At 43.1% G+C, this 12,192-nt stretch carries 6 protein-coding genes; 4 read left to right on the top strand and 2 right to left on the bottom strand.

Annotated elements, in window-relative coordinates; genetic code table 11:
• Positions 1-48 precede the first annotated feature (48 nt).
• Together L6773_RS03490 and L6773_RS03485 are read right to left on the bottom strand one after the other, a co-directional pair.
• A complete protein-coding gene (locus L6773_RS03490; protein WP_304622107.1) occupies positions 49-558 on the bottom strand; it encodes a Dps family protein in 510 nt (169 codons plus the stop codon).
• Positions 559-714: 156 nt separating this feature from the next.
• Positions 715-1,053 (bottom strand): STAS domain-containing protein, encoded by a 339-nt coding sequence (locus tag L6773_RS03485; RefSeq protein ID WP_237852463.1) that lies wholly within the window; start codon positions 1,051-1,053, stop codon positions 715-717.
• A gap of 415 nt (positions 1,054-1,468) precedes the next feature.
• On the opposite strand from L6773_RS03485, the gene L6773_RS03480 reads away from it, so the two are divergent.
• The 4 genes from L6773_RS03480 to L6773_RS03465 all read left to right on the top strand — a co-directional run bounded on the left by L6773_RS03480 (position 1,469) and on the right by L6773_RS03465 (position 12,149).
• Complete coding sequence (locus L6773_RS03480) at positions 1,469-4,963, top strand: sensor histidine kinase (protein ID WP_237852462.1); 3,495 nt, start codon at positions 1,469-1,471, stop codon at positions 4,961-4,963.
• A gap of 215 nt (positions 4,964-5,178) precedes the next feature.
• Entirely contained in the window at positions 5,179-9,285 is a 4,107-nt protein-coding gene (locus tag L6773_RS03475) for a hybrid sensor histidine kinase/response regulator transcription factor (protein WP_237852461.1), read from the top strand.
• A gap of 140 nt (positions 9,286-9,425) precedes the next feature.
• Positions 9,426-11,414 carry a copper amine oxidase gene (locus tag L6773_RS03470; RefSeq protein ID WP_237852460.1) on the top strand — a complete coding sequence of 663 codons (1,989 nt, stop codon included), beginning with the start codon at positions 9,426-9,428 and terminating at the stop codon, positions 11,412-11,414.
• A gap of 87 nt (positions 11,415-11,501) precedes the next feature.
• A complete protein-coding gene (locus L6773_RS03465) occupies positions 11,502-12,149 on the top strand; it encodes a hypothetical protein (RefSeq protein ID WP_237852459.1) in 648 nt (215 codons plus the stop codon).
• Positions 12,150-12,192 lie beyond the last annotated feature (43 nt).

Genomic DNA, 12,192 nt, shown 5'->3' with positions numbered 1-12,192 from the left:
GGTTCCAAAAAATTTAGTTCAAAAAATATCTGTTCAAAATAATTGAACTTATTCCAGGTGACTGCGCAACATCCAAGCTGTTTTGGAGTGTACATCCAGCCGTTGAGTTAATAGGTCCAAACTTGCTTCATCACCGGCTTCATCACAAGCGGGCACAGCCTGTCGGGCGGTTCTTAGTACTGTTTCATTGTCTACGGCAATCCGTCGCACCATCTCCATCGCTTTAATATCATGATCGGTATCTTCCTCTATTGAGGTGATCTCTTTGAACTCTCGAAATGAGCCGGGCGCCCGGTAACCAAGTGATCGAATACGCTCTGCAATTTCATCAATCGCTTCTGCAAGTTCTGTATATTGCTCTTCAAATTGTTCGTGAAGCGAATGGAAATGTTCACCTGTTACATTCCAGTGATAGTTATGTGTTTTCAAATATAACATATAACTGTCTGCCAATACTTTAGACAGGCCATCAGCGATTTCTTTTCTTTGCTCTTTTGATATTCCAATATTTACTTCCATGCCTTTTAATTTATTTTCGTTTAAAACTGTAGTACTCATGTTTTAAGAAATTTGTATTCAACTTTCTCTATATAAATAAATACAAATATGAGTACCCTTTCATTCCCTCATCGATATTAGTAAAAGTACGAAAAGAATGGATTAAATAAGATAAACTCTGCCCACATTATGGGCAGAGAAATTTTAAAAAGAATCTCAGCTATATGATTCTACAGCTTCGTCCAGTGTTTTGAAATGCTTAAACACAGTAATGAGCTTAGTAACAACCAACAGACTCTCAATTTTATTGTCTGCGCGACAGATTCTCAGGTCTCCCCCCGCTTTTTTCATAGTCGTCAATCCACCAATTAACATTCCCAAACCGGATGAGTTCATGAATTTCACTTTCCCCAGATCAACGATTACGTTCGTTTTGTCTTCTTCAACAAGTGAATGCAAGAGGTCGCTGAATTCTTCTGTACTTGGGCCGCCCATAACATTGCCTTTTAGTTCAATGATTACGCAACCGTACTTTTCGCTTACATTTGTCTTCATGTTAACCTCTGTTAAATTTCGTTTTTAAGATGTTTGGTTAATCAAAGATAATTTATATAAATAATATTTAAAATAATTTTGAATTAATTAGCTTTCTTTTAGTTTGGATATCGAATAAATTTTTGTTTGGCTTTACCTTAGTACATAATTCAGTTTTTATATCACAATTCAAACAAGGGGAAAGATTTTATTAAATTCAATTGTTTAATTAAGGCTGGCCATTTCAAGGTTTTATGTTGTATCTGGGAATTTTGGTTTTTCGGATTGATGTCAGTTTCTAACTTCGTCAAACCCAAATCGATTCAACGCTGAGTACCATATTACTGAGCATTGTTTCGTTCATGAAATGCGAACATTTTGCATCAACATTCAGCAGAGCCTGGTGCAGAAGAAAAGTGCCCGGAGAGATAAATGAATGCAATTCTCGGCACTTCGTTTGAATGTTTTTACAATTTTTGAAACTCATGAGTTAACTATGGATTGCACGAAGAATCATTTTTTACTTACCCTGGCTTTAATTTTAATCATTCCTGCCAGTTTGCTCGGACAGGGAAATTCCTATCAATTCAAACATCTGACTCCAGCAGATGGACTTGCCTCCACCACTGTGGTTGATATTACACAGGACCAGTATGGATTCATTTGGATCGGTTCTCAGGATGGAGTCAGCCGGTTTGATGGAGAATCATTCAATCACTTCCGTCCTGATCCCGGTGATTCTCTGTCCATTTCCAGCCTCGATGCCCAATACCTGGCAGCCGATAACAGAGGGGGCGTTTGGATAACGATTACCGACCAGGGTCTTGATTACTATGATCCTGAAATTGAAGGCTTTCGAAAGTACAGGGCATCGGATGGGCTGCCCGCAGGACAACGCTTTACTGAAGTAAGTATAGATAACAGCGGGAACGTTTGGGCTGCAACGGACAGCTCTGTGTATCGATTGAATTCAGACACCGATCGATTTTCCCGCGAAGAGGGCCAGCAAATTGGGAGTACCTATCGAATTAAGGCTTACAATAATGGAGAACTGATCTACTTCCACCAGGCACCAACTGGCGAACTTTTAATTGGGCGACGTGACACCTCAGGCGAATATACCTATGAAAATGTTACGCGCAGATTAAATCCATCAGGAAGTCACCCTTACAGAATGCATGTATTTTCGGATGAAAACGGCACTGAATGGCTTGTAAACGAAAGTCATATTGCAAGAAAACCCGTTGAAAGCCAGGATTGGGAAATACTTCCTGTTCGTAACCGCGCGTGCCTCGATAATCTTCGGGAAGCACTTTTCGATAAAGAGGGACTTTTGTGGGTAAAAAACCAAGAAGTTCTTTGCCGTATCAATCCTGAAACCGGCCGGGCCGACGAGTTTCGGCACAATCCGGAAGATCCCACATCCATACTACCTGTTCGTTCAGGAGAAGACAGCCGGATGTATATCGACCGCCAGGGGGTTCTATGGATTGCAAGATACGCCTCGGGAATCAGCCGGATTGATCTTTACAGCGGTGGATTTCAGCTCTACAATATTTTCAACCAGCTTCCCACGAACGATGTAATATCTGTGTTGGAAGCCGGTGACGGAACTTTTTGGGTAGGAACACGGATGCTCGGAAATAGTTTACTTCGGCTCAATCAAAATGGATCGGTGGTGGCCCGGTACGGCACCAGTTATTTTGATGCCCCCAACGGCAGAACCGTTGCCAGTCAATTAAGTCACCCGCATGTAATGGCATTGGCTGAATCTCAGGATGGATCAATATGGGCCGGGACCGGAAGTTCAACAACTATATTTGGAGGGCTCAACCGTATACGCCCGGGAAGCTCAACCATCACTCGATTTAAGCACGAACAGGAGGACCCGAACTCATTACCCAATAACAATATCCAAGCAATTGAAACTGACGGAAGTGACCGTGTTTGGTTTCTCTCATCTACCGATAACATCCATTGGATCAACCCTCGCAATGAACAAATTACCGAAGTAGAACTACCGGATTCCGCCATTGTTGACAAAAACCGAACTCAATTTCTTTACGAAGATTCCAATGAAAATATTTGGATCTTTAAAGAGGGTCAAAAACATCCGTTATATCTGAATCACGAGAATATGGAGGTTATCCCCATTGTATTGCAGCTTCCGGATGGAACACCCTTAATCGACCAGATCGGGGAATACCGGTCGATCCACGAAACAGATTCGGGCGAATATTGGATCGGCACAAATTCCGGATTTGGGAAATTCGATCCCTTAAACGGTCAACTATCTGTTTTCTACACCGAGCAAAATTTAGACCTGACAACCAGCGAAATATCATCCATTCAATCAGACGAGCAAGGCAATGTCTGGCTCTCAACGATTGACGGTATTGTAAAATTCAACCCAATAACTGAAGAGATTTCTCATTTTGGTTACGATCACGGGCTGCAGGGCAATATCTTCAACCCAACCGTCAGTGATTTGGGGTCATCCGGCCTGATCTATTTTGGTGGTGCCGGCGGGTTGAATGTGTTTGATCCACAGGATATCCGACCCAATCCCTTCCCGCCAGACTTGGTCTTCCGTGATCTCTACCTCGATGGAACACTGGTTGACCCGGCTGAAGGTATTGCAATCGAGGGCCCTCTTTTAACCGCTCAACAGATTACCATTCCGCCTTCGGTTACCACCATTACCATTGAATTTTCAGCTCTCCATTTTGCAAGTCCAAACCGAAACCAGTACCGATACATGCTGGAAGGTTTTGATACGGACTGGAAGAGCGGAGGAACCATCAGCAGTGCTACATATACCAACTTACCGCCCGGTGAATACGATTTTAAACTGATGGCCAGCAACCGTGATGGGATTTGGAGTAACGGCGACGACCAAATTAAAATTCTGCGTGTACTCCCGCCATGGTACAGAACATGGTTAGCGTACGGTTTTTATTTCCTGATTTTTGCAATCGGCATGTTTATTGTAGACAGAGTGCAGCGACGAAGACTCATCCGAAGAGAGCGCGAGCGGACACGTGAACGTGAACTGGCACAGGCCAAAGAGATTGAAAAAGCCTACCATGATCTTGAAAAAGCTCACAGCAAACTCGAAACCGCTCATGAAAATTTACGACGCACCCAGGATCAGCTCGTCCAACAGGAGAAACTGGCATCACTTGGTCAACTGACAGCCGGTATCGCTCATGAGATCAAGAACCCGTTGAACTTCGTGAATAACTTCTCTGAGATCAGTGTAGAGATGGTTGAGGAGGCACAGGACGAAGTAGCAAAATTGAAAGAGCAAAGCGAAGCTCGAGAAGAACTCGAATATATTTTAAAAGATATTCACGGCAGTTTGAGTAAAATCAATGAACACGGGAAGCGTGCTGATTCCATCGTACAATCGATGCTGATGCACAGCCGAACAGGCTCCGGAAAAATGGAACCAACTGATCTGAATAAACTTGTGAAGGAGGCCGCGAATCTCTCCTTCCATGGCATGAAGGCTACCGAAAATTCCTATGATGTGGACCTTGATTTTGACCTCAACGAAAATGTCGGTGAAATTCCGGTCATTGCAGAGGATTTCAGCCGGGTAATTCTGAATATCTGCAACAATGCATTTGATGCGATGCACGAAAAAGTAAAAAATCTGGACGGGCAAGAGGAATACCTGCCAAAATTAACGGTTCGAACCATTAAAAAAGGCAAAAAGGTTTCGATAGATATTGAGGATAATGGCCCGGGTATTCCTGAAGACCTCAAGGCAAAAATCCTGCAGCCGTTCTTTACAACGAAAAAAGGAACCCAAGGAACCGGGCTGGGATTATCTATCACTAACGATATTATCAATGCCCACGGAGGTCAGATTGATATCGAATCGGAACCGGGATCAACCTGTTTTACGATTACGCTTTCGAAGTAATTATTGGAGAGAAAGCCCTAAGAATTTTTAGTAACTGCGAACCAAGGTGATAAAAGACAAGAGTAAAAAACTCATAACCCAAAAAAAGCTGATATTAATGTTTCTGATTCAGTAATATGTGCAGAACATTGATATACATTGGGAAATATATCCTGCAGTTCTTTTTCCTTTGCAATGGATGATTGGGGTCTTTGGGTTCAATAATGAAAAAGCTGTTGATATCTTTAATAAAGGGCATCTGTATCCTGTTATTTTTGCAGGCGTTAAACGGGTATGCCCAGCAACCGGCTTTTCGTCACCTCACCATTGATGACGGACTCTCTCAAAATGCCGTTTATTCCATTCTTAAGGACAGCCAAGGTTTTATGTGGTTTGGTACCAAAGACGGGCTGAACCGATACGACGGTCGAAATTTTGTCGTCTATCAGCACAATCCCTTCGATTCCACTACAATCTCTGATGCGTTTGTAATGAAGTTATATGAAGACAGCCGCGGCCTCATCTGGACAGGATCCTTGTCGGGAGAGATCAATGTTTTTCACAGAGAATCGGACGTTTTTCAACGAATATCGCTATTGAATGATAACGGCGAGAAAATAAACTCAAATGAAATCACAGAAATCATTGAGGGGTCAGACGGAACAATGTGGATCGGAACCATTGGGGATGGCCTTCTCAACGTAATTTTTGATCAGAACATCGAAAATTCATACACCTTCAAGCAATACTTGAATGATCCGAATAACGAACTAAGCCTGAGCAGCAATATTGTTTCAAATCTTTTAATTGATGAAAATGAAACTCTTTGGGTGGGTACTGAAAACGGAATCAATAAATTCCATGCGGACAGTGAACGGTTCACCCGAACCATTTTTGAAACCAAGCACCCGGAAGCTCCCCGAACATCCGGAGATTATAAGATCTGCTCAATACATCTCAGTAAAAAAGGGAACGATTTTTGGATTGGAACCCAAAGCGGAATGGTACAATTTGACCGGAACTCCGGCAATTATGAGTTCTATCCACACATGTATGAGGTGCATCGGTACGGTTGGGGGAGTGTGAATCGCATCGCAGAAGATGAAATAGGGCATCTCTGGCTGGGTACAGCAGGGGGATTGATGCGCTTTGATCCGTCAACGAAACAGTATACCTACTACCGGCACGAACCACTCAATCCAGAATCAATCAGCCATAACCTTATTTCGAGCCTCTTAATTGACGATACCGGCATTCTGTGGGCAGGGACATCAGGGCTTGGAATTAACATCCTTGACTTCAAGGCGAATCGCTTTCCGACTCTCACTAGAACACCGGATTCATCCTCCAGGATTACAGGATTTAGTATACGCTCCATTTTAGAAGATAACTCCGGAGATGTTTGGATCAGTGCAGATGTACTCTATCGATGGAACCGGGAAACGGAGGAATTGACAAGTTTCGAAACCATCTCCGACCGCCCCGATGATTTTGGAAATACCGATGCCTATTCCATGATCCAGGCTACTGATGGATATCTTTGGACGGCCTCTGCGAGGGGGCTGTTCAGGTACGACCCGGTTTCAAATGAATCGAGGTTATACAACCATACACTTGAAAATATCGACGGACAACTTTACCCGGAAGTCAATGCCGTTTTTGAAGATCGGGACAGTACCCTCTGGATTGCCACACGCAACCACTTCAGTAAAATGATCGACAGAGAGGCCGGCACGTTTAAACATTATCGATTTAATTCATCAGGACCCTCTAATAATTCCCCACGCCCGGTTATTTTCCAGGACTTGGATGGCATATTTTGGATTGGCACGGCTAACGGCTTGATTCGTTTTGATTCATCCGGTGAAACATTTACTGCATTTCAAAACAATCCCGACCAACCCAACAGCCTGAGCAACAATCTTATAAAATCTATTCTTGAAGATCCGGTTCATCCCGAAACAACTCTCTGGATCGGCACTTCAGGCGGACTCAATAAGTTTGATTACAGAGCCGGAATATTCGAACATTTTACAGAAGAAGACGGCCTCCCCAATGAAGTCGTCTACGGAATACTTCCTGATGAAGCCGGAAATTTATGGCTCAGTACAAACAAAGGCCTATCTCGATTTAACCCGCAATCAGAAACGTTTCGAAATTACGATGTTTTTGATGGCCTCCAGAGTAATGAATTCAACACCGGCGCCTACTTCAGAAGCAAAAGCGGAGAGTTATTCTTTGGAGGAATCCAGGGGCTCAACTATTTCTATCCGGATGAAATAAAAGATAACCCACATGAACCGCCGGTTGTACTTACAAGTTTAAAGATCGGTGATGAGATGATTTACTTTAAATCCAATCCTGATCTTTTGGAGGCATCCGTATCTGAAAGTGATAAGCTAACCCTTTCCTATCGTGACGATGTTATTACGTTTGGATTTGCCGCACTGGATTATTCAGCACCGGGAAAAAACAAATATGCGTATAAACTCGACGGATTTAACGACGAATGGATCTCATCCGGTAACCTGGCCTCGGCCACCTATACAAACCTTCCACATGGCGAATATACATTCCGTGTTAAAGGCTCAAATAACGACGGCGTGTGGAATGAAGATGGTTTGGCCCTTGCTGTAATTGTGACCTCGCCCTGGTGGCAAACCTGGTGGGCGTATGGAATTTATGGAATCCTGATGCTTTCGTTGCTTTACGGTGCCCGGCGGTATGAGTTGAACAGGTTTAACCTGAAGAATCAGCTTGAGATAGAACGCATTCAAACCGATACTTTGCGCAACCTAGACCATCTGAAATCTCATTTCTTTGCCAATATTTCTCACGAATTCAGAACTCCACTTACTTTAATCATTGGTCAGATAGAAACCCTTATTGGAACAGAAGTAGGCCAAAAAGAGAAACAAAAACTGGAATCTGTAAACAGGAATGCTGAACGCCTTCTTGAACTGATTAATCAACTCCTGGACCTGTCTAAACTGGAGGCTGGAAAGATGCAGCTGGATGCAGAACCCCTCAACATTGTATCATTTCTAAAGAATCTGCTCTACTCCTTTGAATCGTTGGCAGAATCGAAAAATATAAGCCTCAATTTTTCCTCCGTCCAAGCTGATATCAAAATTAGTTTTGATGCAGACAAACTAGAGAAAGTGTTTTTCAACCTTTTATCCAATGCTTTTAAATTCACAGGTGCAGGTGGGCGAATTGACCTATCCATTGGTTTAAAAAATGCCGGATTTGTTGAAATAGTGCTCAGAGATTCCGGGATTGGAATTTCAGAAGATCGTTTGATTCATATCTTCGATCGATTTTACCAGGTCGATACATCTAACACTCGCAAGTATGAAGGAACGGGAATAGGTCTCTCATTAGCTTATGAATTAGTTAAACTCCACAACGGTACACTTGAAGTGGAAAGCAAAGTAGATGTTGGAACCGAATTTATTATTCAGCTTCCATTTGAAGATGATCTTATTCCTGCCCAATCTGATGTTATGATTAGTAAAAGAAGATCTGCTGAAACCGGTTCCTCAAAACTGGAAATTCCAGATTTCGATGCCCTTCTTTCTGAGCATGACGAGATGATACTCATTGTAGAGGACAATGCAGAGGTGCGGTCATTTATCCGTGAGCAGCTAGAAGCAGACTATAAAATTCTTGAAGCTGCCAATGGCCAGGAGGGAATTGCTATTTCGCGTAGAACCATTCCCGATTTGATTATCACCGATTTAATGATGCCTGAATTGGACGGCTACCAGTTTAGCGAAAAGGTCCGAAGCGACGTAAAAACAAGTCATATACCCATTATCATGTTAACTGCCAAAGCGGGCCTGGACCCTAAAATTGAAGGCCTTGAAATTGGTATCGACGCCTATCTCACTAAACCATTCCATGTAAAGGAGTTGCAAACAAGAGTAAAAGCGCTCATTGACCAAAGAAAAAATTTAAAAGAGCAGTTTAGCCGCGCCACTTATTTCAAGCCGTCAACCATAACAAAAAGCTCCGTTGATCAGACATTTCTGAAAAAAGCTATTGAAATTATCGAAACGCATATATGTGATGATGACTTCCGTGTTGAACACTTTGCAGAATCTTTGAATATGAGTACATCCCAGCTCAACAGGAAACTCAATGCACTTATTGATCAGCCTGCGGGTACATTCATTCGCTCTATTCGGTTACAGCGATCTGCCGAACTACTCAATCAAACAGATAAAACCATTGCGGAGATCTGTTACGAAGTTGGGTTTAATGACCAGGCTTATTTCTCCCGGGCTTTCAAAAAGCAGTATGGCAAAAGTCCATCTACTTTCAGGAAGTTATCGATTTAATTCTCACCCCTGACCGGAAAATCCAAATAATAGCTCAAAAAGTACCAGACTTTCGGATTTCTGAACGGTAAAATGATCTCCGGGTTCAGCACTAGCTACAATGGTGCTTTTAACGGGACATCCACTAAAATCCAACGTTTATGAAATATCGAATAAGAATCGGGGGACTAATTTCTCTGTCGATTCTGCTCACCCTTTGTGTAAGTCTTTATTCCACAGCAGTTAAAGGCCAAGGCATCACACATCCCCTGAATCCTTTAACCTGGCAAGAATACTGGGTAGTGTTGGATGTACTGCATCAAACAGATAATCTTGACGAAGACACAAGGTTTTCTCATATCAACCTAATACTTCCGGACAAAAATGAAGTGTGGAATTGGGATGGGACCGATAATCTTCAAAGAAGAGCTTTTGCTATTGTTCACCAGGGCGAAAAGACCTACCGTGCCGAAATCAATATTGCCCAACAAGTTCTTGAAAACTGGACAGAACTTACAGATATCCAACCTACGTTTTTAGGTGAAGAATTCGGGAGCATGCTTGGAAAGGTAAAGGAGCATCCTGAATTTATTGCCGCCATGAAAAAGAGAGGGTATAATGACCTGACCTTTATTGAAGGGTTTTTTGGTCCTCCCGGCTATTTTGGAACCGATGAAGATACAGGACGGCGGATTGCACACGGCCATTTTGTAGATTCAAGATTTGCCCGCAACACCTGGGGACGGGGAATCAGTGGCCTTACTGTTGTCGTTGATTTGCAAACGGAAGAGATCCTTCGCGTGGTTGATGAGGGAGTCGTTTCCATTCCGGATGTAAATATCGACTATGACCCCGCTTCCATTGGAACGCCGCGGGAAGTGCCCGGACCTATCAACATCAGCCAACCGCTTGGAGCCGGATTTACAATCAATGATTATGTAGTCGAATGGCAAAAATGGAAGTTTCACGTACGCCCCGACCATCGTGTAGGAATGATTCTTTCGACCGTTACCTACCAAGATGGAGCTGATCAAAGAAAAGTATTCTATGAAGGATTTATGTCTGAAATTTTTGTGCCTTATATGGATCCGGCTTTTGGTTGGTATCCACGAAATTTTATTGATGCAGGGGAATATACTGCCGGCGGCCTCACCAAGCCCCTGCTGAGAGGTCTAGATGCACCAGATTATGCACACTATACGGATGGATTGGTAATTAACGATCATGGAAGGCCTACACCTGTCGCCAATATGATTGCCATTTTTGAAAGAGAACCCGGAGATCCATCATGGCGGCATTACAGCACCGGATTGAATCATGAAAGCCGTTCAAAACGAGAGCTGGTTGTGCGGTCAGCAGCCGTGTTGGGTAATTATGATTACATTTTTGACTGGATATTCCAGCAGGATGGGTCTGTGCGTGTCCAGGTGGGAGCTACCGGAATTGCCGAAGCAAAATCTGTAAATCAGAAAGATGCCTCCTCAGAAATTCTAAATGGAACCGCCGGGGATGCCTATGGGCGATTTGTTGACCCAAATATTGTGGCTGTGAACCATGACCACTACTTCAGTTTTCGAATTGATTTTGATGTGGATGGTAGTACAAACAGTTTTCAAATGGACCGCCTGAGAACACAAATCCTACCTGAAGAACATCCCCGCCGGAGTGTATGGGTTACCCAGCCAATGATTCCTAAAACTGAATCAGAAGCCAAGTTAAAAATCAATCTCGACCGACCGGCCCTGTGGCGGGTAATTAGTAATGACCGGAAAAATCATGTTGGATATCCTACCAGTTACCAGTTGATGCCGGGAAAAACTGCGAATACACTATTAAGTGAAGATGATTATCCAAGAATGCGAGTTGGGTTTATCGATTATCATCTTTGGGTTACTCAATACCAGGAAAATGAACGATTTGCAGTAGGTGATTTTCCAACACTGAGCTTACCCGAAAAAGGCCTGCCTGAGTGGACAAGCGCCAATCGATCTATAGAAAGCGATGACATTGTGCTTTGGTATACAATAGGAATGCACCATATGGTAAGAGCTGAAGACTGGCCGGTGATGCCTGTTTTATGGCACTCATTTGAGTTGAGACCATTTGATTTCTTTAATCGCAACCCGGCACTTGACTTACCTGAAAAATAGGTTCAAATAAACTACAGTTTGTTTTACCAGGAGAAAGCCGAAAATCCCAAAACAGAGTAGGCACTTAAATTCAATTAATTAACGATCATGGACACATTAAAAAAATGTTTGTGTACTGTTCTGTGGTCTGTCATTGCAGCTCTTCTTTTTGTTCCGATCTCCAATACAGTCCTTGCACAACAGAAAAAAATGAATGAGCCGACACTTGAAGAGATACGAACGGCCACTAACAAATACAAAGATGTGAATGTTGCGTTGGAAGAAGGTTATATCGCCGACCCAATGAATACGTGTGAAATGGCAACGATGATGGGACGCCCTGCTGAAGAAGGTGGAATGGGAATCCACTATTTTCGACCTGATCTGCTGGGGATTACAGCTACCGAACCCCGTGTAGATGGAGCAGGTACTCACACTGACTTTCGTCAACCAGCTATTTTGTTATACGAACCTCAGGAGGACGGCTCAATGGAGCTCGTCGCTGTTGAAAACCTTGTATTTGCTGAAGCATGGCATGCTAATGGAAATGACGCCCCACCTACATTTCACGGAGTGGTATTCGACCATATGAAAGATAATCCTGATACCGAACTCGATGAAGCACACATGTTTGAAGAACACTATGACCGCCATGTTTGGGTGCATCGTGAAAATCCGAACGGCGTGTTCAATCCTTTCAATCCAAACGTTTCTTGCGAGCATCATACAACCGCTCATTCTATGGAAATGGATTAGCCTTTGCAAAAAATTCCATGAGTTGATTTAGGCTACGTGAATC

This window comes from Rhodohalobacter sulfatireducens (assembly GCF_022012475.1).
Classification (GTDB): domain Bacteria; phylum Bacteroidota; class Rhodothermia; order Balneolales; family Balneolaceae; genus Rhodohalobacter; species Rhodohalobacter sulfatireducens.
Note: the sequence above shows the minus strand (reverse complement) of the source record. Positions and strands in the feature narration are given on the sequence as shown.